The organism is Stutzerimonas stutzeri KOS6, assembly GCF_000307775.2.
In the GTDB taxonomy this organism is placed as follows: domain Bacteria; phylum Pseudomonadota; class Gammaproteobacteria; order Pseudomonadales; family Pseudomonadaceae; genus Stutzerimonas; species Stutzerimonas stutzeri_B.
This window is the reverse complement of the sequence record NZ_KK020676.1, coordinates 1,342,381-1,368,367: the sequence shown is the minus strand read 5'-3', so window position 1 is coordinate 1,368,367 and position 25,987 is coordinate 1,342,381. Positions and strand designations below refer to the sequence as shown.

At 64.8% G+C, this 25,987-nt stretch carries 18 protein-coding genes; 17 read left to right on the top strand and 1 reads right to left on the bottom strand.

What is annotated here, in order from left to right; genetic code table 11:
- The first annotated feature begins 140 nt into the window (after positions 1-140).
- From zwf to yegQ, 8 genes are all read left to right on the top strand, one after another.
- Positions 141-1,583: a glucose-6-phosphate dehydrogenase gene (gene zwf, locus B597_RS34360; protein WP_003296779.1), complete on the top strand. Its 1,443-nt coding sequence runs from the start codon at positions 141-143 to the stop codon at positions 1,581-1,583.
- A gap of 615 nt (positions 1,584-2,198) precedes the next feature.
- Positions 2,199-2,714: a diaminobutyrate acetyltransferase gene (gene ectA / locus B597_RS34355; RefSeq protein WP_003296778.1), complete on the top strand. Its 516-nt coding sequence runs from the start codon at positions 2,199-2,201 to the stop codon at positions 2,712-2,714.
- Complete coding sequence (gene ectB, locus B597_RS34350) at positions 2,711-3,988, top strand: diaminobutyrate--2-oxoglutarate transaminase (protein WP_003296775.1); 1,278 nt, start codon at positions 2,711-2,713, stop codon at positions 3,986-3,988. The genes ectA and ectB overlap by 4 nt, the downstream gene beginning before the upstream one ends.
- 14 nt (positions 3,989-4,002) lie before the next feature.
- Positions 4,003-4,404, top strand: a complete 402-nt coding sequence (locus tag B597_RS34345; protein ID WP_003296773.1) for an ectoine synthase — start codon at positions 4,003-4,005, stop codon at positions 4,402-4,404.
- 60 nt (positions 4,405-4,464) lie between these two features.
- Positions 4,465-5,373: an ectoine hydroxylase gene (gene thpD, locus B597_RS34340; RefSeq protein WP_003296771.1), complete on the top strand. Its 909-nt coding sequence runs from the start codon at positions 4,465-4,467 to the stop codon at positions 5,371-5,373.
- Positions 5,374-5,523: 150 nt separating this feature from the next.
- Positions 5,524-6,954, top strand: a complete 1,431-nt coding sequence (locus B597_RS34335; RefSeq protein WP_003296770.1) for an aspartate kinase — start codon at positions 5,524-5,526, stop codon at positions 6,952-6,954.
- 177 nt (positions 6,955-7,131) lie between these two features.
- A complete protein-coding gene (locus tag B597_RS34330; RefSeq protein WP_003296769.1) occupies positions 7,132-7,350 on the top strand; it encodes an HP1242/YdcH family protein in 219 nt (72 codons plus the stop codon).
- Positions 7,351-7,474: 124 nt separating this feature from the next.
- Entirely contained in the window at positions 7,475-8,848 is a 1,374-nt protein-coding gene (gene yegQ, locus B597_RS34325) for a prephenate-dependent tRNA uridine(34) hydroxylase TrhP (protein ID WP_031323422.1), read from the top strand.
- Between the two features lie 20 nt (positions 8,849-8,868).
- On the opposite strand, the gene B597_RS34320 is transcribed toward yegQ, so the two are convergent.
- Positions 8,869-11,721: an EAL domain-containing protein gene (locus B597_RS34320; RefSeq protein ID WP_024161976.1), complete on the bottom strand. Its 2,853-nt coding sequence runs from the start codon at positions 11,719-11,721 to the stop codon at positions 8,869-8,871.
- A gap of 241 nt (positions 11,722-11,962) precedes the next feature.
- Between B597_RS34320 and uvrD the strand changes: the two genes are divergently transcribed.
- The 9 genes from uvrD (at position 11,963) to selB (ending at position 25,847) form a co-directional block, all read left to right on the top strand.
- A complete protein-coding gene (gene uvrD, locus B597_RS34315; protein WP_003296765.1) occupies positions 11,963-14,152 on the top strand; it encodes a DNA helicase II in 2,190 nt (729 codons plus the stop codon).
- Positions 14,153-14,255: 103 nt separating this feature from the next.
- The gene (locus tag B597_RS34310) at positions 14,256-15,359 is read left to right on the top strand and encodes a TRAP transporter substrate-binding protein (RefSeq protein ID WP_003296763.1); all 1,104 of its coding nucleotides are present in this window, start codon (positions 14,256-14,258) and stop codon (positions 15,357-15,359) included.
- 183 nt (positions 15,360-15,542) lie between these two features.
- Positions 15,543-16,382, top strand: a complete 840-nt coding sequence (locus B597_RS34305) for a Tim44 domain-containing protein (protein ID WP_024161975.1) — start codon at positions 15,543-15,545, stop codon at positions 16,380-16,382.
- Positions 16,383-16,780: 398 nt separating this feature from the next.
- Complete coding sequence (gene fdnG, locus B597_RS34295) at positions 16,781-19,855, top strand: formate dehydrogenase-N subunit alpha (protein ID WP_152028161.1); 3,075 nt, start codon at positions 16,781-16,783, stop codon at positions 19,853-19,855.
- Positions 19,855-20,793, top strand: a complete 939-nt coding sequence (gene fdxH, locus B597_RS34290) for a formate dehydrogenase subunit beta (protein ID WP_003291745.1) — start codon at positions 19,855-19,857, stop codon at positions 20,791-20,793. Before fdnG ends, fdxH begins: the two co-directional genes overlap by 1 nt.
- 57 nt (positions 20,794-20,850) lie before the next feature.
- Positions 20,851-21,474, top strand: coding sequence for a formate dehydrogenase subunit gamma (locus B597_RS34285; RefSeq protein WP_003291744.1), 624 nt, complete (start codon positions 20,851-20,853; stop codon positions 21,472-21,474).
- A gap of 136 nt (positions 21,475-21,610) precedes the next feature.
- Positions 21,611-22,528 (top strand): formate dehydrogenase accessory protein FdhE, encoded by a 918-nt coding sequence (fdhE, locus tag B597_RS34280; protein WP_024161974.1) that lies wholly within the window; start codon positions 21,611-21,613, stop codon positions 22,526-22,528.
- The gene (gene selA, locus B597_RS34275) at positions 22,525-23,934 is read left to right on the top strand and encodes an L-seryl-tRNA(Sec) selenium transferase (RefSeq protein ID WP_003291743.1); all 1,410 of its coding nucleotides are present in this window, start codon (positions 22,525-22,527) and stop codon (positions 23,932-23,934) included. The genes fdhE and selA overlap by 4 nt, the downstream gene beginning before the upstream one ends.
- Entirely contained in the window at positions 23,931-25,847 is a 1,917-nt protein-coding gene (gene selB / locus B597_RS34270; RefSeq protein WP_003291742.1) for a selenocysteine-specific translation elongation factor, read from the top strand. Before selA ends, selB begins: the two co-directional genes overlap by 4 nt.
- The last annotated feature ends 140 nt before the right edge of the window (positions 25,848-25,987 follow it).

Genomic DNA, 25,987 nt, shown 5'->3' with positions numbered 1-25,987 from the left:
TGCGGACTCGCTATGCTCACGTCTGACGGCATGAATCGGGCGCGCTGGGCGCCGCTCGGCCATCAGCGGGTTGTAGTGGGGCGGTAGTTATACTACAAGCCTCGCCATGCCGCCCATTTTTTGGCCTCTGGAGAGATTCGATGTCGATTTCCTGTGACATGCTCGTGTTCGGCGGAACCGGTGACCTGACGCTGCACAAGCTGCTTCCGGCGCTCTACCACCTGCATCGCGACGGCCGCCTGCATGCCGACGTACGGATTCTCGCTCTGGCGCGCAGGAAGCTCGACCGCGACGGCTACCTGGCACTGGCCGAACGGCACTGCCGCGCACAGGTCGCGCGTACCGACTTCAGCGTCGACAGCTGGCAAGCCTTCGCCCAACGCCTGGACTATTTCGCCATGGACGCCGCCCAGCGCGGCGAATACGTTCGCCTCGCCCACCACCTTGGCAAGGCCGACGGCCGGGTCCGGGTGTACTACCTGGCAACCGCGCCCGATCTGTTCGAACCCATCGCCGCCAACCTCGAGAGCGCAGGGCTCGCCGCAGACGATGCGCGGATCGTGCTGGAAAAACCCATCGGCCATTCGCTGGATTCGGCGCTGGAGATCAACGAAGCCATCGGCGCGGTGTTTCCCGAGTCGCGCATCTACCGGATCGACCATTACCTGGGCAAGGAAACCGTGCAGAACCTCATGGCCCTGCGCTTCGCCAACGCGCTGTTCGAACCGATCTGGCGCGCCGGGCATATCGACCACGTGCAGATCACTGTCGCCGAAACCCTCGGCGTGGAGAACCGCGGCAGTTACTACGACAACGCCGGCGCCATGCGCGACATGCTGCAGAACCACCTGCTGCAGCTACTCTGCCTGGTGGCAATGGAAGCGCCGGTGCGTTTCGACGCCAAGCACATCCGTGGCGAGAAGGTGAAGGTGCTCGAGGCGCTCAAACCCATCACCGGCAACGACGTGATGGACAAGACCGTGCGCGGTCAGTACGGCGCCGGACGGATCGGCGGCCACGACGTACCGGCCTACTACTTCGAGCCCAGCATCGACAACGACAGCGACACCGAAACCTTCGTCGCGGTGAAGGCCGAAATCGACAACTGGCGCTGGGCCGGCGTGCCCTTCTACCTGCGCACCGGCAAGCGCATGGCACGCAAGCGGTCGGAGATCATCATCACCTTCAAACAGGTCCCGCACCTGCTGTTCGCCAAGGGCGAGGTCAACCGCCTGGTGATCAGCCTGCAGCCGGAAGAGAGCATCAGCCTGCAACTGATGGCCAAGGCGCCCGGCAAGGGCATGCAGCTGGAGCCGGTGGAACTGGACCTGAATCTGGCGAACGCCTTCAGCAGTACGCGGCGCTGGGAAGCCTACGAGCGCTTGCTCCTGGATGTGATCGAAGGCGATTCGACGCTGTTCATGCGCCGCGACGAAGTGGAAGCGGCCTGGAACTGGGTCGACCCGATCCTGCGCGGCTGGCACAGCCACTACCGTAAACCGCGGCCCTATGCGGCAGGCGAAGACGGCCCGGAACAGGCCCATCAATTCATCGAACGCCAGGGACGTCGCTGGTGGCAATGAAGTGCATGGAACCACTTTCCTTGAACTAGCGCGACACCCCGAATAATGCGTGATAGAGGCGACCCGGCAACTTTTTCAACGCTCACTGCGCCCCTCTGCCCAACTATCCTTATGCACTTTCGCAGCGCCGCAACGGAAGCGGCACTTCACAAGATTCATATCAACGAAATATAACCGCCATCTTCAGCCTGATAACTAACGGCCAGCGGACTGATTCTTCCAGTAGTTCGAGGCGGAAATCTCAGGGAGTATCACGCCATACTTCGGCCAAGCTGAACGGACACGGGAATCGAGGCGAAATGCAGTATCTACGGGCCTTGCAGACGCACCTCACGGAACTCAGGCGAACTTCCGCCGACCTCGGCAATCGAAGTCGGTGTGTTATTCCGCCATCGGCGCATGGCCAGGCGACAGCGCCCCAGATATTTCACCGCGAAGCGGTCTGATACAGACTCGCTGCCAGCGCAGATATACCGCGGGATTCGCCGCAATATGCAAGGCAAATCGGCCGACCCATTATCGATAAAGGGTTGAGAAACTTCGCCCGATATGCCTACCCTAATAAGGAATTCAATCAACAACCCCAAAGGCATTGTTTTGAGTTTCCCTACCGTAGTGCTCCGTCGCCCAACCGACGGCGACGGTTACAACCTGCATCAGCTGGTGGCGCGCTGCCAGCCCCTCGATACCAATTCGGTCTACTGCAACCTGCTGCAGTGCTCCGATTTCGCCGATACCGCCATCGCCGCAGAGAACGCCCAGGGCGAGCTGGTTGGTTTCATCTCGGGTTACCGCCCTCCTGCCCGTCCGGACACGCTGTTCGTCTGGCAGGTCGCCGTCGACAGTTCGATGCGCGGCCAGGGCCTGGCCCTGCGCATGCTGCTGGCGCTGACCGCTCGAGTCGCTCGCGAGCATGGCGTGCGCTTCATGGAAACCACCATCTCTCCGGACAACGCGGCTTCCCAGGCGCTGTTCAAGCGGGCATTCGACCGGCTGGGTGCCGATTGCACCACGCGCACGCTGTTCTCCAGCGCCGCGCACTTTGCCGGTCAGCACGAAGACGAGGTGCTCTACCGCGCCGGCCCATTCGCCGTTTCTCATCTAGAAGAAGAGTTCAAGGAGCACGCATGAAAACTTTTGAACAGAACGAATCCAAGGTTCGTAGCTACTGCCGTTCCTTCCCCGTGGTCTTCAACCAGGCCCAGGGCGCCGAACTGGTCACCGAGGACGGCAAGCGCTACATCGACTTCCTCGCCGGTGCTGGCACGCTCAACTACGGGCACAACCACCCGGTGCTCAAGCAGGCGCTGCTCGAGTACATCGAAAGCGACGGCATCACCCACGGCCTGGACATGTACACCGCTGCCAAGGAGCGTTTCCTCGAAACCTTCAACCGGCTGATCCTCGAGCCGCGTGGCATGGGCGACTACCGCATGCAGTTCACCGGCCCGACCGGGACCAATGCGGTCGAGGCGGCGATGAAGCTGGCGCGCAAGGTCACCGGGCGCAACAACATCATCAGCTTCACCAACGGCTTCCACGGCTGCAGCATCGGCGCCCTGGCCGCAACCGGCAACCAGCATCACCGTGGCGGTTCCGGCATCAGCCTGACCGACGTCAGCCGTATGCCGTACGCCAACTACTTCGGCGACAAGACCAACACCATCGGCATGATGGACAAGCTGCTCTCCGACCCCTCCAGCGGCATCGACAAGCCGGCCGCGGTGATCGTCGAGGTGGTGCAGGGCGAAGGCGGCCTGAACGTCGCTTCGAGCGAGTGGATGCGCAAGCTGGATAAGCTCTGCCGCAAGCACGAGATGCTGCTGATCGTCGATGACATCCAGGCCGGCTGCGGCCGCACCGGCAGCTTCTTCAGCTTCGAGGAGATGGGCATCCGCCCGGACATCGTGACCCTGTCCAAGTCGCTGTCCGGCTATGGCCTGCCGTTCGCCATGGTGCTTCTGCGCCAGGAGCTGGACCAGTGGAAGCCGGGCGAGCACAACGGCACCTTCCGCGGCAACAACCACGCCTTCGTCACCGCTGCCGCGGCCGTCGAGCACTTCTGGCAGAACGACGAGTTCGCCAACAGCGTGAAGGCCAAGGGCAAGCGCATCGCCGATGGCATGCAGCGCATCATCCGCCGTCACGGTCCGGACTCGCTGTTCCTCAAGGGCCGCGGAATGATGATTGGCATCAGCTGCCCGGATGGCGACATCGCCTCCGCCGTCTGCCGCCACGCCTTCGAAAACGGCCTGGTCATCGAGACCAGCGGCGCCCACAGCGAAGTGGTGAAGTGCCTCTGCCCGCTGATCATCAGCGAAGAGCAGATCGACAAGGCACTGAGCACCCTCGACAAGGCCTTTGCCGCCGTGATGAGCGAGCAAACGGCTAATCAAGCTTCCTGATTGAGGACCCGACCATGATCGTAAGAACCCTCGCCGAGTGCGAACAGACCGACCGCAAGGTCCATAGCAAGACCGGTACCTGGGACAGCACCCGCCTGCTGCTCAAGGAAGACAACATGGGCTTCTCGTTCCATGTCACCACCATCTATGCCGGCAGCGAGACGCACATCCACTACCAGAACCATCTGGAGTCGGTGTACTGCATGAGCGGCAACGGCGAAATCGAGACCATCGCCGATGGCAAGATCTACAAGATCGAACCCGGCACGCTGTACATCCTCGACAAGCACGACGAGCACCTGCTGCGCGGCGGCAGCGAGGACATGAAGATGGCCTGCGTGTTCAACCCGCCGCTCAATGGCAAGGAAGTGCACGACGAAAGCGGCGTCTATCCGCTGGAGGCCGAAGCGGTTTGATTTACCGGGGCGGCCATGTGCCGCCCCGTCATCACAAGAAAGGAGGTATGCGTGAATTCTATGCAAGCCGACCTGTATCCCTCGCGCCAGGAAGACCAGCCCAGCTGGCAGGAACGCCTGGATCCGGTCGTCTACCGCAGCGACCTGGAGAATGCGCCGATAGCGGCGGAGCTGATCGAGCGTTTCGAGCGCGACGGCTACCTGGTCATCCCCAATCTGTTCAGCGCCGATGAAGTGGCGGTATTCCGTGCCGAACTCGAGCGCGTGCGCCAGGACCCGGCCGTTGGCGGCTCCGGCAAGACCATCAAGGAACCCGGCAGCGGCGCGATCCGTTCGGTGTTCGACATCCACAGCGACAACGAGCTGTTCGCCCGCGTGGCCGCCGACGAGCGTACCGCCGGCATTGCCCGCTTCATTCTTGGCGGCGACCTCTATGTGCATCAGTCGCGGATGAACTTCAAGCCCGGCTTCACCGGCAAGGAGTTCTACTGGCACTCCGACTTCGAGACCTGGCACGTCGAGGACGGCCTGCCGCGCATGCGCTGCCTGTCCTGTTCCATCCTGCTGACCGACAACGAGCCGCACAACGGGCCGCTGATGCTGATGCCCGGCTCGCACAAGCACTATGTACGCTGTATCGGCGCCACGCCGGAGAACCACTACGAGAAATCCCTGCGCAGGCAGGAGTTCGGTGTTCCCGACCAGGACAGCCTGAGCGAACTGAGCAGCCGCTTCGGCATCGACTGCGCCACCGGCCCGGCCGGCAGCGTGGTGTTCTTCGATTGCAATACCATGCACGGCTCCAACAGCAACATCACGCCGAGCGCGCGGAGCAATCTGTTCTACGTCTACAACCACGTGGATAATGCCGTGCAGGCTCCGTACTGCGAGCAGAAGCCCCGCCCGGCGTTCGTCGCCGAGCGTGAAAACTTCAAGCCGCTGGACATTCGGCCGCAACAGTATCTCTGAGGCGATCGGGCGCGTCTGATGACGGGCCCGTTCCCCCGGCTTGGCCGATCACTACCGGCCCAGGGAAATTCATTCCAGCTCGTTGATCGACAGGTGCGCCAGCCGCGCCGGGCCCGTCAACGGCCTGCCAGATTCGGACGCAATAAAAAGATGCATACCGTAGAAAAGATCGGCGGCACGTCGATGAGCCGCTTCGAGGAAGTACTCGACAATATCTTCATCGGCCGCCGGGAAGGCGCCGCACTGTACCAGCGCGTCTTCGTCGTCTCGGCCTACAGCGGCATGACCAACCTGCTGCTGGAGCACAAGAAGACCGGCGAGCCCGGCGTCTACCAGCGCTTCGCCGACGCCCAGAGCGAAGGCGCCTGGCGCGAGGCGCTGGAGCACGTGCGCCAGCACATGCTGGCGAAGAACGCCGAGCTGTTCAGTTCCGAATACGAGCTGCATGCGGCCAACCAGTTCATCAACTCGCGTATCGACGATGCCAGCGAGTGCATGCACAGCCTGCAGAAGCTCTGCGCCTATGGCCACTTCCAGCTCGCCGAGCACCTGATGAAGGTACGCGAGATGCTCGCCTCCCTCGGTGAAGCGCACAGCGCCTTCAACTCGGTGCTGGCGCTCAAGCAGCGCGGCGTCAACGCCCGCCTGGCCGACCTCACCGGCTGGCAGCAGGAAGCGCCGCTGCCATTCGAGGAAATGATCGCCCGTCACTTCGCCGGCTTCGACCTGAGCCGCGAACTGGTGGTCGCCACCGGCTACACGCACTGTGCCGAAGGCCTGATGAACACCTACGATCGCGGCTACAGCGAGATCACCTTCGCCCAAATCGCTGCCGCCACCGGCGCGCATGAGGCGATCATCCACAAGGAGTTCCACCTCTCTTCCGCCGACCCGAACCTGGTCGGGCCCGACAAGGTGGTCACCATCGGCCGCACCAACTACGACGTCGCCGACCAGTTGTCGAACCTCGGCATGGAGGCGATTCACCCGCGCGCAGCCAAGACCCTGCGCCGCGCCGGCGTCGAGCTGCGCATCAAGAATGCCTTCGAGCCCGATCACGGGGGCACGCTGATCAGCCAGGACTACAAGAGCGAGAAGCCCTGCGTGGAGATCATCGCCGGGCGCAAGGACGTCTTCGGCATCGAGGTGTTCGACCAAGACATGCTCGGCGACATCGGCCACGACATGGAGATCAGCAAGCTGCTCAAGCAGCTCAAGCTCTACGTGGTGAACAAGGACTCCGACGCCAACAGCATCACCTACTACACCTCCGGCTCGCGCAAGCTGATCAATCGTGCGGCCAGGCTGATCGAGGAAAAATACCCCGCGGCCGAGGTCACGGTGCACAACCTGGCCATCGTTTCGGCGATCGGTTCGGACCTCAAGGTCAAGGGCATCCTGGCCAAGACTGTCGCCGCGCTGGCCGAAGCGGGCATCAGTATCCAGGCGATCCACCAGTCGATCCGCCAGGTGGAGATGCAGTGCGTGGTCAACGAAGAGGACTACGATGCCGCGATCGCTGCGTTGCATCGCGCGCTGATCGAGCCGGAAAACCACGGCGATGTGATCGCCGCGGCCTGATCCAGGCGCAAGACCGAAACGCCGGGCCCGTCCCGGCGTTTTGCTGTGCGGCTTTCGTCGTGCCTGCCTGACGCCGGTCAATACCGCCGGCCAACGCCGGGACGACCATGGCGACAAGAGGCAATCGGACGTGACCGGCCGATCTGTCCAGCCGCTCAGCCATGCACAGGAGTTGCCATGTTTCCCGAGTACCGCGACCTGATCACCCGCCTGAAGGCGGAAAACAAGACCTTCGCCCGCCTGTTCGATGAGCACAACGCACTGGATCAGCGGGTCAAGAACATCGAAGCGCACATCGTCCCGGGCACCGACAGCGAAGTCGAAACACTGAAGAAGCAGAAGCTGCAGCTCAAGGACCGCCTCCACGAGATGCTCAAGGACGCCTCCGCCGCCTGAGCCTCCGACGCCCCGTTCGCCCGGGGCGCTCCCGCCGCCGTTTGCCGACATCGCAGATCACGCGCAATCGACAGGCAAGCGCAGTAAAATGCCGCGCTTTCGATACCGCTGCGAGTCCCGCGCCATGAGCACCCCCAACCGCACCGAGCTGCTGTCGCCTGCCGGCACGCTGAAATCCATGCGCTACGCCTTCGCCTACGGCGCCGATGCGGTGTATGCCGGGCAGCCGCGCTACAGCCTGCGCGTGCGCAACAACGAGTTCGACCACGCCAACCTCAAGCTCGGCATCGACGAGGCCCATGCGCTGGGCAAGCAATTCTATGTGGTGGTCAACATCGCCCCGCACAACGCCAAGCTGAAGACCTTCATCAAGGACCTGGAGCCGGTGGTGGCGATGGGGCCGGATGCGCTGATCATGTCCGATCCGGGCCTGATCATGCTGGTGCGCCAGCATTTCCCGCAGCAGACCATCCACCTCTCGGTGCAGGCCAACGCGGTGAACTGGGCGACGGTGAAATTCTGGGAAAGCCAAGGCGTCAGCCGGGTGATCCTGTCCCGCGAGCTGTCGCTGGAAGAGATCGGCGAGATCCGCGAGCAGGTGCCGGGCATGGAACTCGAGGTCTTCGTCCACGGCGCGCTGTGCATGGCCTACTCCGGCCGCTGCCTGCTGTCGGGCTACATCAACAAGCGCGACCCCAACCAGGGCACCTGCACCAATGCCTGTCGCTGGGAGTACAAGACCTACGAAGCGAAGGAAAACGAGGTCGGCGATATCGTCCACAAGTACGAACCGATCGTCGTGCAGCCGGCCGAAGCGGACCGTCCCGAACCGACCCTGGGCGTCGGTGCGCCGACCGACGAAGTGTTCCTGCTCGAAGACAGCAGCCGACCGGGCGAATTCATGTCCGCCTTCGAGGACGAGCACGGCACCTACATCATGAACTCCAAGGATCTGCGCGCCGTGCAGCATGTCGAGCGACTGGTGCAGATGGGCGTGCACTCGCTGAAGATCGAGGGCCGTACCAAGAGCCACTATTACGTGGCGCGCACCGCACAGGTCTACCGCAAGGCCATCGACGACGCCCTCGCCGGACGGCCGTTCGACAGGTCGCTGATGGATACCCTGGAATCGCTGGCCCACCGCGGCTACACCGAAGGTTTCCTGCGCCGTCACGTGCACGATGAATACCAGAACTACGAGCGCGGTTTCTCGCTTTCCGAGCGCCAGCAGTTCGTCGGCGAACTGACCGGCGAACGCCGCGACGGCCTGGCCGAGGTGAAGGTGAAGAACCGCTTCGCGGTGGGCGACAGGCTGGAGCTGATGACGCCCCAGGGCAATCTCAACCTGCGCCTGGAGCAGCTGCTGAACAGCCGCGGCGAAGCCATCGAGGTGGCGCCCGGCGACGGCCATACGGTCTACCTGCCGGTGCCGGAGGATGTGGACCTGCGCTACGCGCTGCTGATGCGCGAGCTGGAGGGTAGTACCACCCGCGGCTGAAACCGACCCGGCGCGCTGGCCTAGCGCAGCAGCTCGGCGAACTGCTCGGCCGGCACCGGTGGGCTGAGCAGATAGCCCTGGATTTCATCGCACTGGTGCGCCTTGAGGAAATCCATCTGCGCCTGGGTTTCCACACCCTCGGCCACCACGCGGCGCTCCAGGCTGTGCACCATGGCGATGATCGCCCGGGTGATCGCGGCATCCTGGCTGGAGTGCTCCAGCTCACAAATGAACGAACGGTCGATCTTCACGTAGTCCACCGGGAATCGCTTGAGGTAACTCAGCGAGGAGAAGCCGGTGCCGAAGTCGTCGATTGCCAGCTTCACGCCCAGCGCACGCAGCTGCTCGCTGATGTTGATGGCATTGTCGATATCGTCGAGCAGCTGGCTCTCGGTCAGCTCCAGTTCCAGCATCACCGCCGGCAGGCCGGTTTCGTCCAGTACCTGGCGCACCAGGCTAACGAAGTTGCCCTGGCGCAACTGCTTGGCCGATAGGTTCACCGACACGCGAATCTCGGCCAGTCCCTCCTGCTGCCATTGGCGTGCCTGGCGGCAGGCCTCGCGCAACACGAACTCGCCAAGCGGAATGATCAGTCCGGTTTCCTCGGCCAGCGGAATGAAATGGGCCGGGGCGATCAGGCCGCGCTGCGGGTGGCGCCAGCGCACCAGGGCCTCGGCGGCTTCCAGCGCATCGTCGGCCAGGCTTAGACGTGGCTGATAGAAGACCTCCAGCTGGCCAGCTTCCAGCGCCTTGCGCAGCTGATTCTCCAGCTGCAGGTACTGCATGCTCGACGCCTGCGGGCGTTCGGTGAAGAACTGCAGGGTGTTGCCGCCCAGATGCTTGGACTGTTGCATGGCCATGTTGGCCTGACGCAGCAGCAGCTCCGGATCGCGGCTGTTGTCCGGCAGTAGGCTGACGCCGATGGAGGCGCTGATCACCAGTTCCTGGTCGCAGATGAGCATCGGCTTGCGGATGCGGCGCAGCAGCCGGCTGCCCAGCTGCGTCAGGCTGCCGAGGCCGCCGTAGGCGTCGAGCAGCACGACGAACTCGTCACCGGACAGGCGCGCGATGGTGTCGGCGTCGGCCAGGGTCTGCGTCAGCCGGCGCGACACCTCGCGCAGCAGCGCATCGGCCGCCTCATGGCCCAGGCTTTCGTTGAGTAGCTTGAAGCGATCCAGATCGATGTACAGCACCGCCATGTTGCGGCCGTTGCGACGCACCCGCTGGCAGGCCTGGTGCAGGCGCTCCTTGAGCAGGCCGCGGTTGGCCAGCCCGGTGAGGTCATCGTAATGGGTCAGGTAGCGCAGGCGCTCCTCGATCTGGCGGCGCACGCTGAGATCCGAAAGGAAGGCGACCACGTGGGTGACGCTGTTGTTGGCATCGCGCACCACGCGCAGCTGCACCCACTGCGGGTAGACCTCGCCGCTCTTGCGCGTCTCGATCAGCTCACCCTGCCAGTAACCGTGGCGCTCCAGCGCTTCGCGCATGGCTTCGTACTGACGCTGGCTTTCCGGCGAGCTGGAGATGCGCGCCACACTGCGGCCGAGCAGTTCCTCACGGCTGTAGCCGGACAGCGCGCAACAGGCGTCATTGACCGCCAGCACGCGGTACCGGTCGTTCATGATCACCATGCCTTCGCTGGCTGCCTCGAACACCGCCGCCGCCAGCCGTTGCTGCTCGGCCTGGCGGCGCAGCTCGCTGATATCGCGGCGGGTGCCGATCATGCGCAGGGCCCGGCCGTCGGTGGCGCGCTGGATAACCCGACCGCGGTCCTCGAAGCACAGCTCAGTGCCGTCGGCTCGCACCGCACGGTATTCGATGACATACAGCTCGGTTTCGCCTTTCAGGTGCGCGATCAAGGCGGCGCGAACACGATCCAGATCGTCGCGATGGATATCCGGCAGCGGCGAGCCATTGTCATCCTGATGATTCTGCTGGCCGATGCCGAAGACCACTTCCAGGCGTGAGTGGTGCACACGATTGTTCTGCAGGTCCCAGTCCCACAGACCGAGGCCGCTGGCATCCAGTGCCAGATTGAGCCGCTCCTCACTTTTCCCGAGCTCCTCGGCGACCCGGGCCAGCTCCGCCGTTCGCTCGGCCACTCGCTGCTCGAGACCATCGTAGGCGCTGCGCAGTTGCTGCTCGGCGTGGCGCCGGTGCTCCACTTCCGACGCCAGCCGACAGTTGAGCAGATCCGCGTCGCGGCCGGCCGCCTCAAGCCGCTCGATCAGGCGCAACTTGTGCAGACGCTGGTCCAGCCCATCGCGAACCAGCCGGCTGATCTGCCAGGCAATCAGACTGAGGGTCGCCAACACGATCATCGCCAGCAGGCCCCAGCCCTGCTGCAGCGGATGTTCGCTGCTCATCAGCAACAGCCCGGCCGGCAACAGGCTGGGCACCGCAAAACTGAAGAAGGCCGGCAGGCTGACGCCATACGCGACGCTGGCGGCTACCACTACCGAACCGATCAGTCCGTACAGCGGCGCCTGGATGGCGAAGTTATCGGCCGGCACCAGAACCACCATCGCATAACTCAGGCTGAGCGCCGAGACGCTGCTACCCAGCAAGAACCGCCATCTCCAGTGTGGCGCGGCCTGTGCCTCGGTGTCGGCCTTGTTGAACGCCATGACCTGCTGCAGCCATAGCAGGCCCAGGGTGAGCATCCAGCCCAGCCAGGCCGCGAGTTCGACAGCGGCGCTTTCCCCCCAGAGGAGCACGCCGCAGACCAGCGTGAGAAGCAACAGCAGCAGGGCTGGAATACGCGAGCCCTGATAAAGCAGGCGCGTACGTTCGGCAGCGTGGTCGAAGGCTGCCGGACTGCCTGGAACTGACGTCGCAGAGGCCGGGCAGGCGGTTCGAATGGAATCGGTCATGACTGTTGTTCTAATAGTAGATGCACCCGAATCAGGCTCCTCAGGAACCAAAACACGCCCGATAATGGCACGTTGCTAGCGCCGCGTCATATTACGGCGCGTCGGAAAATCGACAACAGCCACAATCATCGACCAATGGCTAAGCGGAGGCCGACCTGAATGCGGTCCTGCCGGCCAATGCGACTTATCCGAACGGACTACAGGGCGAGCGCAGCGCAGGCATTTCCAATAGAATGCCGCGATGCATGACGATCTCTCTCTCCTCCTGAACTCCCTCAACGACGCCCAGCGCCAGGCCGTGGCCGCACCGCTGGGTCGTCAACTGGTATTGGCCGGCGCCGGCTCGGGCAAGACTCGTGTGCTGGTGCACCGCATCGCCTGGCTGCACCAGGTCGAGCGCGCCTCGCTGCATTCGATCCTCTCGGTGACCTTCACCAACAAGGCCGCCGCCGAGATGCGCCAGCGCATCGAGCAGTTGCTGCACGTCAACCCGCAGGGCATGTGGGTCGGCACCTTCCACGGCCTGGCCCACCGCCTGCTGCGCGCGCACTGGCAGGAAGCCAAGCTGGCGCAGAATTTCCAGATTCTCGATTCCGACGACCAGCAACGCCTGGTCAAGCGGGTGATCCGCGAGCTCGGTCTCGACGAGCAGCGCTGGCCGGCACGCCAGGCGCAGTGGTGGATCAACGCACAGAAGGACGAGGGCCTGCGGCCGCGCAATATCCAGGCCGGTGGCGATCTGTTCCTGGCCACCCAGCTGAATATCTACGAAGCCTACGAAGAGGCCTGCGCGCGGGCCGGGGTGATCGACTTCTCCGAGCTGCTGCTGCGCGCCCTGGACCTGTGGCGCGATCACCCGGGCCTGCTGGAGCACTATCAGCGGCGTTTCCGCCATGTGCTGGTGGATGAGTTCCAGGACACCAACGCCGTGCAGTACGCCTGGTTGCGCCTGTTGGCCAAGGGCGGTGAGAGCCTGATGGTGGTCGGCGACGACGACCAGTCGATCTACGGCTGGCGCGGCGCACGCATCGAGAACCTGCACCAGTTCAGTGCCGATTTCCCGGATGCCGAAACCATCCGCCTGGAGCAGAACTACCGCTCCACCGCCTGCATCCTTAAGGCCGCCAACGCGCTGATCGCCAACAACCAGGGCCGCCTGGGCAAGGAACTCTGGACCTCCGGCTGCGAGGGCGAGCCGATCAGCCTGTATGCCGCCTTCAACGAACACGACGAAGCGCGCTACGTGGTCGAGAGCATCGAGAAGGCCATCCGCGACGGCATGAGCCGCAGCGAAATCGCCATCCTCTACCGCTCCAACGCCCAGTCGCGGGTGCTGGAAGAGGCCCTGCTGCGCGAGAAGATTCCCTACCGCATCTACGGCGGCCAGCGCTTCTTCGAGCGTGCCGAGATCAAGAACGCCATGGCCTACCTACGCCTGATCCAGACCCGCGACAACGACGCGGCGCTGGAGCGGGTGATCAACGTGCCGGCGCGCGGCATCGGTGAAAAGACCGTCGAGTGCCTGCGCCAGCTGGCTCGTCAGGAAGGCACTTCGATGTGGGCCGCGCTGCACCAGGCGGTCGGCACCAAGGTGGTTTCGGGGCGTGCCGCCAGTGCGCTGAACGGCTTCGTCGAGCTGATCGATACACTCGCGCTGAAGGTCGAGGACATGCAGCTGCACAGCATGGCGCAGCTGGTCATCGAGCAGTCCGGACTGCTCGCCTATCATCGCGACGAGAAGGGCGAGAAGGCCCAGGCGCGGGTGGAAAACCTCGAGGAACTGGTCTCCGCCGCGCGCGCCTTCGACAGCTACAGCGAAGAGGATGACGACGTCCAGTCGCCGCTGGCCGCCTTCCTCGACCACGCCTCGCTGGAGGCCGGCGAACAGCAGGCCGGCGATCACGAGGAAAGCGTGCAGCTGATGACGCTGCACAGCGCCAAGGGCCTGGAGTTCCCGCTGGTGTTCCTGGTCGGCATGGAGGAAGGGCTGTTCCCGCACAAGATGAGCCTGGAGGAATCCGGCCGCCTGGAGGAGGAACGCCGCCTGGCCTACGTCGGCATCACCCGGGCCATGCAGCAACTTGTCATCACCTACGCCGAAACGCGCCGCCTGTACGGCAGCGAGACCTACAACAAGATCTCGCGCTTCGTCCGCGAAGTGCCGCCGGCGCTGATCCAGGAAGTGCGCCTGAGCAATACCGTGACGCGCTCGTTCAGCGGCAAGAGCATGAGCGGCTCGTCGCTGTTCGACGGTGCCGGCGTGCCGGAAACGCCGTTCAGCCTCGGCCAGCGCGTGCGCCATTCGCTGTTCGGCGAAGGCACCATCCTCAATTTCGAAGGCTCCGGTGCCCAGGCCCGGGTACAGGTCAACTTCGAGGCCGAGGGCAGCAAATGGCTGATGCTCAGTTATGCCAAGCTAGAAGCGCTGTGAAGCTGAACGACGGGTCGCTCCCGCCCTGCCACCCAAAACCATGACGTTCACGATGACGTGAACGCGCCATACAAAAGAAAGAAGTCACCAAGGAACCGCCCCCATGAAACGCCGCCATTTGTTCGGTGCTGCCGCTGCCTTGCTTGCTACCCTCGGCCTCGCCGGTTGCAACGATGACAAGAAAGTCGAACCCACCGGCCAGCAGGCCGCCAGCGAACCCGCCAAAACCTACACGTGGAAGATGGTTACCGCCTGGCCGAAGAACTACCCGGGCCTGGGCACCGCCGCCGAACGCCTGGCCGAGCGCGTCAAGGTGATGAGCGATGGCCGTCTGACCATCAAGGTCTATGCCGCTGGCGAACTGGTTCCGGCACTGGAAGTGTTCGACTCCGTCTCCCGCGGTACCGCCGAGCTGGGTCACGGCGCCGCCTATTACTGGAAGGGCAAGGTGCCGACCGCACAGTTCTTCACCTCGGTCCCCTTCGGCCTGTCCGCCATCGAGATGAACGCCTGGCTGAGCAAGGGCGACGGCCAGAAGTTCTGGGACGAGGCCTACGCCCCCTTCGGCGTGAAGCCGATGGTGGTCGGCAATACCGGCATGCAGATGGGCGGCTGGTACAACAAGGAAATCAACTCGCTGGACGACCTGAACGGCCTGAAGATCCGCATGCCGGGCCTGGGCGGCGAAGTGCTGGCCCGGCTCGGCGCCACCACCGTCAACCTGCCCGGCGGCGAAGTGTTCACCGCGCTGCAGACCGGTGCCATCGACGCGACCGACTGGGTCAGCCCGTACAACGACCTGGCCTTCGGCCTGCACAAGGCCGCCAAGTACTACTACTACCCCGGCTGGCAGGAACCACAGGCGGTGCTGGAGCTGCTGGTCAACCAGAAGGCGTTCGACAGCCTGCCCCAGGACCTGCAGGCGATCCTCACCGAGGCGACCCGCGCGGCCAGCCGCGACATGATGGATGACTACGTCTACAACAATGCCCTGGCACTCGACCAGCTCAAGCAGCAGGGCGTGGAACTCAAGCGCTTCCCCGACGAAGTGCTCGGGGCCATGCAGGAACAATCGGAACTGGTACTCGGCGAACTGGCCGCGCAGAGCGAACTGAACGGTCGTATCTGGGCGTCGATGAAGGCCTTCCAGGCGCAGGTCAAGCCGATGCACGAGATCTCCGAGAAAGAACTGTACAACTGGCGTTGATCCCTCGTGAACGGAGCCGCCAGGCTCCGTTCACATCTGCGGGCCAGTCGATTCTTTGTCGGCGCAGCCGGACGCGACCAACGGTCGCAAGCAAAAGCTCGTAACATACTGCCCCTCGCCAACCACTGTCCGGCTCGTCAGGATGGCGCGCGTACCTCCACTTAATTCAAGCGGGAACACTCAATGCAACGTGTGCTTAGCATTTTCATGGCGCTGTGTATCAGCCTGACCTTCGCGCTGGACGCCCACGCCAAGCGCTTCGGCGGCGGCAAGAGCTTCGGCTCGGCGCCCAGCCACCAGACCCGCCAGGCGCCTCAGCAGACTCAGGCCGCACCGACTCAGGCCGGCCGTCAGACGCCGGCAGCCGCCAGCGGCGCCTCGCGCTGGCTCGGCCCGCTGGCTGGCCTGGCCGCCGGTGGCCTGCTCGCCTCGATGTTCATGGGTGACGGCTTCGAGGGTATCCAGTTCATGGATATCCTGATCTTCGGCCTGATCGCGTTCCTGCTGTTCCGCTTCCTCGCCGCCCGCCGTCGCCAGCAGCAGCCTGCCATGGCCGGACACGCGCCGATGCAGCGTGAAATGCCGCAGCAGCCGGCTTCGATCTTCGGCGGCAGTGCCGCACCGGCCGCCGCCGCTCCGGTGATCAACGCTCCGGCATGGTTCAACGAGCAGAGCTTCGTCGCCGCAGCCCGCGAGCACTTCCTGTCGCTGCAGCAGCACTGGGACGCCAACGAGATGGACAAGATTGCCGAGTTCGTCACCCCGCAGCTGCTGGGCTTCCTCAAGCAGGAGCGTGCCGAGATCGGTGATGCCTATCAGTCGACCTTTGTCGATGATCTGCAGATCCAGCTCGACGGCGTCGACGACGATGCCGAGAAGACCACCGCCACCCTGACCTTCAGCGGCGTGGCCAAGACTTCGCGCTTCGACCAGGGCGAGCCGTTCAGCGAAAGCTGGCGCATGGAGCGCGTGCAGGGCGAGAACCAGCCGTGGCTGGTCGCCGGTATCCGCCAGAACGCCTGATCGGCATAACGCCGGAAACCACAGGGTCTGCCTCAGGGCCGACCAACGAACAACCCCGCCTTCTGGCGGGGTTGTTCGTTTCCGGGTCGCCAGTAGCAGGACCATTGTTCGGCAGCCACGAAAAAGCCGGCTGCGGAGCAAGCCGCGGCCGACACGACGCAGCGCTCACCACTTCAAATCCAGCAGATCCTGGTTGAAACGCGCCTGATGGGTGTTGGTCAGGCCGTGCGGGACGATCAGCTTCGCCCTTTTCCTGCGCAGCCGGTGCCTTGCCGGAGATGTCCAGCGAGGCGCTAGCGAAACGAGGAATTAATCCCTTCACATTGCGCAAGTTTGACTAAGCTCCTTGGAGGCGCCGGCAATGTATCGGCGTTACAGCCTGATAAGGAGAACCTCCGATGGATATGAACCGTCGACAGTTCTTCAAGGTCTGCGGTGCAGGCCTTGGGGCGTCGAGCATGGCGGCATTGGGCATGGCCCCGCCAGCGGCGTATGCCGAGTCGATCCGGCATTTCAAACTGACCAACACCCGTGAAACCCGCAACACCTGCCCCTACTGTTCGGTCGGCTGCGGGCTGATCCTCTATAGCCAGGGCAGCGGCGGCAAGAACGTCGCGCAGAACATCATCCATATCGAGGGCGACTCCGACCACCCGGTCAACCGTGGCACCCTCTGCCCGAAAGGCGCGGGCCTGCTGGACTTCGTCCACAGCCCCAACCGCCTGACCCATCCGGAAGTCCGCGAAGCCGGCAGCAACGAGTGGAAGCGCATCGAGTGGAGCGAAGCCCTCGACCGCATCGCCCGGCTGATGAAGGACGACCGCGACGCCAATTTCATCGAGCGCAACGACAAGGGGCAGACGGTCAACCGCTGGTTGAGCACCGGTTTCCTCGCGGCCTCGGCGTCGTCCAACGAGGCCGGCTACATCACCCACAAGGTGGTGCGCTCGCTCGGCATTCTGGGATTCGACAACCAGGCACGTGTCTGACACGGCCCGACGGTGGCAAGTCTTGCCCCGACGTTTGGCCGCGGCGCCATGACCAATCACTGGAGCGATATCCAGAACGCTGACGTGGTCCTGATCATGGGCGGCAATGCCGCCGAGGCGCATCCGTGCGGATTCAAATGGGTCACTGAAGCCAAGGCACGCAACAAGGCGCGGCTGGTGGTGGTCGATCCACGCTTCACCCGTTCGGCATCGGTGGCCGATCTCTACGCACCGATCCGCACCGGCACCGACATCGCCTTCCTCGGCGGACTGATCAACTATTTGCTGGAGAACGACAAGATCCAGCACGAGTACGTGGTCAACTACACCGACGTGGCGTTCATCGTGAAGGAAGGCTTCGGCTTCGAGAACGGCCTGTTCAATGGCTACAACGCCGACAAGCGCAGCTATACGGACAAGTCGGCCTGGAGCTACGAGCTGGACGAGGATGGCTTCGCGCGTGTCGACAAGAGCCTGACCCATCCCCGCTGCGTCTACAACCTGCTCAAGCAGCATTACAGCCGCTACACGCCGGACGTGGTCAGCAACATCTGCGGCACGCCGCAGGACAGGATGCTCAAGGTCTGGGAAACCATCGCCGAGACTGCCGCGCCGGGCAAGGCCATGACCATCATGTACGCGCTGGGCTGGACGCAGCACTCGGTCGGCTCGCAGATGATCCGCACCGGCGCCATGGTGCAGCTGCTGCTCGGCAACATCGGCATGCCCGGTGGCGGCATGAACGCCCTGCGCGGCCATTCCAACATCCAGGGCCTGACCGACCTGGGCCTGCTCTCGAACCTGCTGCCGGGTTACCTGACCCTGCCGCTGGAGGCCGAGCAGGATTACGTCGCCTACATCGCCAAGCGCACCGCCAAGCCGCTGCGCCCGGGGCAGCTGTCCTACTGGCAGCACTACGAGAAATTCCACGTCAGCCTGATGAAGGCCTGGTATGGCAAGAACGCCACGGCCGAGAACAACTGGGGCTACGACTGGCTGCCGAAGCTGGATATTCCTGGTTACGACGTGCTCAAGGTGTTCGACATGATGTACCAGGGACAGGTCAACGGCTACTTCTGCCAGGGCTTCAACCCCATCGCCTCGTTCCCCAACAAGGCCAAGGTCAGCGCCGCGCTGGCCAAGCTCAAGTACCTGGTGATCATGGACCCGCTGGCCACCGAGACCTCGGAGTTCTGGCGCAATGCCGGCGAGTACAACGACGTCGACACGGCGAGCATCCAGACCACGGTGTTCCGCCTGCCGACCACCTGCTTCGCCGAAGAGGACGGTTCGCTGGTCAATAGCGGGCGCTGGCTGCAGTGGCACTGGAAGGCCGCCGAGCCCCCGGGCCAGGCAAAGACCGACGTGGTGATCATGGGTGGGCTGTTCCATCGTCTGCGCGAGCTGTACCGCAAGGAAGGTGGCGCCTACGCCGAGCCACTGCTCAACATCGACTGGGCCTACCGCCAGCCGGAGGAACCATCCGCCGAGGAAATCGCCCGGGAGTACAACGGCAAGGCGCTGGGCGACGTGTTCGACCTGCAAAGCGGTGCCCCGCTGGCCAAGGCCGGCGAGCAGCTGTCCGGTTTCGGCCTGTTGCGCGCCGATGGCAGCACCTCCTGCGGCTGCTGGATATTCAGCGGTTCCTGGACCCAGGCCGGCAACCAGATGGCCCGGCGCGACAATGCCGACCCCTACGGCATGGGCCAGACGCTGGGCTGGGCCTGGGCGTGGCCGGCCAACCGGCGCATCCTTTACAACCGCGCCTCGGCCGACCCGGCCGGCAACCCGTGGGATGCGCAGAAGAAGCGCCTGGTGTGGTGGGATGGCAGCAAGTGGGGCGGTACCGACGTGCCGGACTTCAAGGTCGACTCGCCACCCGAGGCCGGGATGAACCCCTTCATCATGAACCCCGAAGGGGTGGCGCGGCTGTTCGCCGTGGACAAGATGAACGAAGGCCCCTTCCCCGAGCACTACGAGCCGTTCGAGACGCCCATCGGGCGCAACCCCATGCACCCGGACAACGCCCAGGCGATCAGCAACCCGGCCGCGAGGGTGTTCAAGAACGACATGGAGCTGTTCGGCACCGCCGAGGACTTCCCCTACGCGGCCACCACCTACCGCCTGACGGAGCACTTCCACTTCTGGACCAAGCATTGCCGGCTCAACGCGATCACCCAGCCCGAGCAGTTCGTCGAGATCGGCGAAGTGCTGGCCAACGAGCTGGGCATCAAGGCCGGCGAGCGGGTCAAGGTGTCGTCCAACCGCGGCTACATCAAGGCAGTGGCGGTGGTGACCAAGCGCATCAAGCCGCTGACGGTGGACGGCCAGACCGTGCACCACATCGGCATTCCGCTGCACTGGGGCTTCGCCGGGGTGGCGCGCAACGGTTACCTGACCAACACGCTGACGCCGTTCGTGGGTGACGCCAACACCCAGACGCCGGAGTTCAAGTCGTTTCTGGTCAACGTGGAGAAGGCATGATGGCTACCCAAGACGTGATTGCCCGCTCCGCCACGACCACCGAGCGGCCGTCGATCCGCGAGATCGGCGAAGTGGCGAAACTCATCGATGTCTCCAAGTGCATCGGCTGCAAGGCCTGCCAGGTGGCGTGTTCGGAATGGAACGACCTGCGCGACGAAGTCGGCACCAGCAACGGGACCTACGACAACCCGATCGACCTCACCGCCGAATCCTGGACGGTGATGAAGTTCGCCGAGTACGAGAACCCCGCCAGTGGCAACCTCGAATGGCTGATCCGCAAGGACGGCTGCATGCACTGCGCCGACCCCGGCTGCCTCAAGGCCTGCCCTGCGCCGGGGGCGATCGTGAAGTACGCCAACGGCATCGTCGACTTCAACCAGGACCGCTGCATCGGCTGCGGTTACTGCATCACCGGTTGCCCGTTCGACGTCCCGCGCATCTCCGAGAAGGACAAGAAAGCCTACAAATGCACGCTCTGTTCCGACCGGGTATCGGTCGGGCTGGAGCCGGCCTGCGTGAAGACCTGCCCCACCGGGGCGATCGTCTTCGGCAGCAAGGATGACATGAAGGAGCACGCGGCCGGGCGTATCGCCGACCTGAAGGAGCGCGGGTTCGACCAGGCCGGGCTGTACGATCCCGATGGCGTCGGCGGTACGCACGTGATGTACGTGTTGCACCACGCCGACCAGCCGTCGCTGTACAGCGCACTGCCGGACGAGCCGACCATCAGCCCGCTGGTCAGCCTGTGGAAGGGCGTGACCAAGCCGCTGGCCCTGCTGGGCATGGGTGCGGCGGTGCTGGCCGGCTTCTTCCATTACACGCGGGTCGGCCCGGTGCGCGTCGAGGAGGAGGACGACAAGGCCGAACTCAGCGAGCCCGTGGTGCACCAGGTCGACCCCTCGGTGCATGTGGTCGACCCCAAGGAGCCGCGACCCTGAATCCGGCGGCCCCGTTCGCGGGGCCATCCTCGGAGTCGATCGCTCAAGGAGCCAACGATGAACAATAACGACATCGAACGCTACACCCCCTCGCAGCGGACCAATCACTGGGCCGTGGCCATCCTCTTCGTCCTTGCCGCGCTGTCCGGCCTGGCGTTGTTCCATCCCGCCCTGTTCGGCCTCTCCGGACTGTTCGGTGGCGGCACCTGGACGCGCATCCTGCACCCGTTCATCGGGGTCGCGATGTTCGTCTTCTTCCTGGTGCTGGCGATCCGTTTCGCCGGGCACAACCGCCTCGAAGCGCGCGACCGCCAGTGGCTCAGGCAGATCAACGACGTGGTACACAACCGCGAGGACAAGCTGCCTGAAGTCGGCCGCTACAACGCCGGGCAGAAGGTGCTGTTCTGGGTGCTGATCGTCAGCATGCTGGTGTTGCTGCTCAGCGGCATCGTCATCTGGCGCGAGTACTTCAGCAGCTTCTTCGGCATCGCCTCGCTGCGCTGGGCGAGCCTGCTGCATGCAGCGGCGGCCTTCGTGCTGATCCTCAGCATCATCGTGCACATCTATGCGGCCATCTGGCTCAAGGGCTCGATGGGTTCGATGCTCTACGGCACAGTCAGCCGCGCCTGGGCGCGCAAGCACCATCCGGCCTGGTACAGGGAGATCAACGAACGCAAGTGAGCGGCGGCACCAATGCCCAACCGAAGATTCCCGTGCGATGCGCGGGAATCTTCGGCTGCGCGCACCCTCGAAAGCCGTGCAACAGGTCACGACGGACTATGCTGTTCGGCACAACCAGAAAGAAAAGGAGTCCTGCGTGGCAGGCACCATTCTCGAGCCAGGGCAGATCGAAGCCGCTGCCAACAAACCACCCTTCCTCAACCTGCCGCCGCACGATCTGTTCGCCCAGCGCAGCGAGCGCCTGAACAGACTGGCGCAAGACCATCCACTCGCCGATTACCTGCACCTGCTCGCAGCGATCTGCCAGGCGCAGCAGCAGGTGCTGGACAACCCGCCGGGCACCGCGCCCGTCGATGAACACCGCACGCAACAATGCCTCAAGCACGACCTGCCACCGCTCGCCGCCGATACCCTGGTGCGCGACGACGCCTGGCTGCCGCTGCTGGACGCCTGGCTTGAGGCTTTCACGGTGCCGGACAAGCCGTCAGTGGCGGCGGTCATCGATCAACTGCGGCACGCCGACAGCGGCCAGCGCAAGGCCTGGGCCGTGGCGCTGGTCAGTGGCCAGTACGACAGCCTGCCGCCGGCCCTGGTGCCCTTTCTCGGCGCCGCCCTGCAACTGGCCTGGAGCCACTGGCTGCTGCAGCTCGACCTGTCAGCCATGCGCGAGCGCGAAGACCAGACCCTCTGCCCCTGCTGCGGCGCGCCACCGATGGCCGGCATCATCCGCCATCGTGGGCAGCTCAACGGCCTGCGCTATCTGGTCTGCTCGCTGTGCGCCTGCGAATGGCACTACGTACGGCTGAAATGCAGCCACTGCCGCAGCACCAGGAAGCTCGACTACCTGCACTTCGAAGGCTCGCCGCAGGGCGTCAAGGCCGAGGTCTGCCCGGACTGCAACGGCTACCTCAAGCAGCTCTATCTGGAACTGGCGCCGGACGGCGAAAGCCTCTCCGCCGATCTCGCCACCCTGGATCTCGACCTGCTGCTGGCCGAGCAGGGCTTCCAGCGCCAGGCACCCAACCTGCTGCTGGCGCCGGGGGGCGATGCATGAGCAGCAGCCACCTGCCCTCGGTCGACAAGCTGCTGCGTGACCCGGCCTGCCAGCCGCTGCAACAGCGCTATGGCCGCCAGGCGTTGCTCACGACCCTGCGCGACCTGCTCGACGAGTTGCGCGAACCGGCCCGCCATGGCCAGCTCGCCGCGCTGGAGCTGTCCGAGGCAGTACTCGCCGGGCGCGCCGGCGAACGCCTGGCCAGCCAGCACCGCAGCCGCGTGCGCCGGGTGTTCAACCTCACCGGCACGGTGCTGCATACCAACCTCGGCCGCGCCCTGCTGCCGGATGAAGCCATCGAGGCCATCACCCTGGCCGCGCGCTACCCGCTCAATCTGGAATTCGACTTGGCCACCGGCAAGCGCGGCGACCGCGACGACCTGATCGAAGGGCTGATCCGCGAGCTGACCGGCGCCGAGGCGGTCACCGTGGTCAACAACAACGCCGCCGCCGTGCTGCTGGCCTTGAACAGCCTCGGCGCACGCAAGGAAGGCATCATCTCCCGCGGCGAGCTGATCGAGATCGGCGGCGCCTTTCGCATCCCCGACATCATGGCCCGCGCCGGCGTGAAGCTGCATGAAGTCGGCACCACCAACCGCACCCACGCCAAGGACTATGAAGCGGCGATCAACCCGCGCTCGGGCCTGCTGATGCGCGTGCACACCAGCAACTACAGCGTGCAGGGCTTCACCGCCAGCGTCGCCACCGCCGACCTGGCGCGCATCGCCCATGCCCACGACCTGCCGTTGCTGGAAGATCTCGGCAGCGGCAGCCTGCTCGACCTCTCGCGCTGGGGCCTGCCGAAGGAGCCCACCGTGCAGGAAGCGCTGCGCGACGGCGCCGACATCGTCACCTTCAGCGGCGACAAGCTGCTCGGCGGCCCGCAGGCCGGGCTGATTGTCGGCAGCAAGGCGCTGATCCAGAAGATCAAGAAGAACCCGCTCAAGCGCGCCCTGCGCGTCGACAAGCTGACCCTCGCCGCGCTGGAGGCGGTGCTCAATCTCTATCGCGACCCCGACCGCCTGGCCGAACGCCTCACCAGCCTGCGCCTGCTCAGCCGCCCGCAGACGGAGATCCGCGCCCAGGCCGAACGCATCGCTCCGGCGCTGGCCGCGGTCCTGGACGAAACCTGGAGCGTTGCCGTGGTCGACGCCCTGGGCATGATCGGCAGCGGCGCGCAGCCGGTGGCACGCCTGCCCAGCGCCGCGCTGTGCATCCGCCCGCAGCAGCCCAGGCGCCTGCGCGGCCGTAGCCTGCGCCAGCTGGAAGAAGCCCTGCGCTGCCTGCCGATTCCCGTGCTCGGGCGCATCGACGACGACGCCCTCTGGCTCGACTTGCGCCAGCTCGACGACGAGCCGGCCTTCCTGCAGCAACTGACGCACCTGCAAGAGGAGCTGGCCCGTTGATCGTCGGTACCGCCGGCCATATCGACCATGGCAAGACCGCACTGCTGCAAGCGCTCACCGGGCAACAGGGCGACCGTCGCCGCGAGGAGCGTGAGCGCGGCATCACCATCGACCTGGGTTACGTCTATGCCGACCTCGGTGAGGGCAGCCTTACCGGTTTTATCGACGTGCCGGGCCACGAGCGTTTCGTGCACAACATGCTGGCCGGCGCCAGCGGCATCGACTGCGTGTTGCTGGTGGTCGCCGCCGACGATGGCGTGATGCCGCAGACCCGCGAACACCTGGCCATCGTCGAACTGCTCGGCATTCGCCGCGCGCTGGTGGCGCTGACCAAGATCGACCGCGTCGAACCAGCGCGAATCGCCGAAGTCGAGCAGCAGATCGAAGCCCTGCTGGCCGCCGGGCCGCTCTCCGGCGCACCGATTTTTCCGGTTTCCAGCATCCGCGGCGATGGCATCGACGCCCTGCGCGCCGCGCTGATCGACGAAGCCGCGCGCACGGCCGCACGCAGCGACAGTGGCCATTTCCGCCTGGCCATCGACCGCGCCTTCAGCGTGACCGGCGCCGGGGTTGTGGTCACCGGTACCGCCTTCGCCGGGCGCGTGTGCATCGGTGACGAGCTGCTGCTCGGACCCAGGGGCAAGCCCGTGCGGGTGCGCGGCCTGCACGCGCAAAACCGGGAAGCCAGTGAAGCCCATGCCGGCCAACGGGTGGCGCTGAATCTGGCCGGCGACCGTTTGGCGGTGGAGCAGATCCACCGCGGCGACTGGCTGCTGCACCCATTGCTGCATGCACCGACCCAGCGCATCGACATCGACTTGCGGCTGCTGCCCGGCGAAGCCCACGAACTCAAGCATTGGACGCCCGTGCACGTGCACCTCGGCGCCCAGGACGTCACTGCGCGCATCGCCCTGCTCGAAGACACCAGCCTGGCGCCGGGGGAACGTGCTTTCGCTCAACTGCTGCTCAATGCACCGAGCCATGCCGTGCATGGCGACCGCATCGTCCTGCGCGACCAGTCCGCCCAGCGCACCCTGGGCGGCGGTCGCGTGCTCGATCCCTACGCGCCACCGCGCAACCGCCGCCGCGCGGCACGCCTGGAGCAGCTGCGCGCACTCGACCAGCCGAGCCTGGAACAGGCATTGCCGCCACTGCTCGCCAGCGCCGCCAACGGCATCGACCCGCAAAGCCTGGAACACCAGTTCAACCGGCCGCGCGAAGGCTGGCAGCTGCCACAGGGCGTGCTGGAGATCGCCACCCGGCTGGGGCCGCGGCTGTATGACAACACGCGCTGGAGCGAGCTAGAAGCCAGCCTGCTCGGCGCCCTGCAACGCTTTCACGAAGAACAACCGGACGAGCTCGGCCCCGACCGCGACCGCCTGCGCCGCTATGCCCTGCCGCAACTGGAACGCCCTGTTTTCATCGCCCTGCTGGAACAGGCATTGGCCGCCGGCAGCATCGAAACCAGCGGCCCCTGGCTGCACCGCCCCGATCACAGGGTGCGCCTGAGCGATACGGAAGAAGGTTTGAAGGAACGCCTGTGGCCGCTGCTCGAAGCCGGCCAGTTCGACCCGCCCTGGGTCCGCGACCTCGCCCGCGAACTCGGCGTCGACGAAGCGCAGATGCGCAACCTGCTACGCAAGCTCGCCCGCCTCGGCCTGCTGCAACAGGTGGTGAAAGATTTGTTCTACCCCGAATTCACCATTCGCCAACTCGCGGGGCATGTACTGCAACTGGAAGCACAAAGCGGCGTAATCCGCGCCGCCGCCTTCCGCGACCGCATCCAGCTCGGCCGCAAACGCAGCATCCAACTGCTCGAACACTTCGACCGCATCGGCTTCACCCGCCGCTTCGGCAACGAACGCAAGGTCCGCACCGACAGCGCCCTGGCGAGCGAGGCAGCGGATCGCTAGGCCGACCTCCTGCAGGCAGCTGCAGGGCGGCTTGAAAAAATAAATGTGAATTGCGTCACACTGATGGCACAATGCAACCACTACCGGCGATCCTGTTTTCCCTCCGATCGCCGCTGTGGTTTTCCCAGCCCGCCTCGCGC

Coding starts and splice junctions, on each gene's coding strand:
- zwf (WP_003296779.1), top strand. CDS start 141: ATGTCGATTTCCTGTGACATGCTCGTGTTCGGCGGAACCGGTGACCTG.
- ectB (WP_003296775.1), top strand. CDS start 2,711: ATGAAAACTTTTGAACAGAACGAATCCAAGGTTCGTAGCTACTGCCGT.
- B597_RS34345 (WP_003296773.1), top strand. CDS start 4,003: ATGATCGTAAGAACCCTCGCCGAGTGCGAACAGACCGACCGCAAGGTC.
- thpD (WP_003296771.1), top strand. CDS start 4,465: ATGCAAGCCGACCTGTATCCCTCGCGCCAGGAAGACCAGCCCAGCTGG.
- B597_RS34335 (WP_003296770.1), top strand. CDS start 5,524: ATGCATACCGTAGAAAAGATCGGCGGCACGTCGATGAGCCGCTTCGAG.
- B597_RS34330 (WP_003296769.1), top strand. CDS start 7,132: ATGTTTCCCGAGTACCGCGACCTGATCACCCGCCTGAAGGCGGAAAAC.
- yegQ (WP_031323422.1), top strand. CDS start 7,475: ATGAGCACCCCCAACCGCACCGAGCTGCTGTCGCCTGCCGGCACGCTG.
- B597_RS34320 (WP_024161976.1), bottom strand. CDS start 11,721: ATGACCGATTCCATTCGAACCGCCTGCCCGGCCTCTGCGACGTCAGTT.
- uvrD (WP_003296765.1), top strand. CDS start 11,963: ATGCATGACGATCTCTCTCTCCTCCTGAACTCCCTCAACGACGCCCAG.
- B597_RS34310 (WP_003296763.1), top strand. CDS start 14,256: ATGAAACGCCGCCATTTGTTCGGTGCTGCCGCTGCCTTGCTTGCTACC.
- B597_RS34305 (WP_024161975.1), top strand. CDS start 15,543: ATGCAACGTGTGCTTAGCATTTTCATGGCGCTGTGTATCAGCCTGACC.
- fdxH (WP_003291745.1), top strand. CDS start 19,855: ATGGCTACCCAAGACGTGATTGCCCGCTCCGCCACGACCACCGAGCGG.
- B597_RS34285 (WP_003291744.1), top strand. CDS start 20,851: ATGAACAATAACGACATCGAACGCTACACCCCCTCGCAGCGGACCAAT.
- selA (WP_003291743.1), top strand. CDS start 22,525: ATGAGCAGCAGCCACCTGCCCTCGGTCGACAAGCTGCTGCGTGACCCG.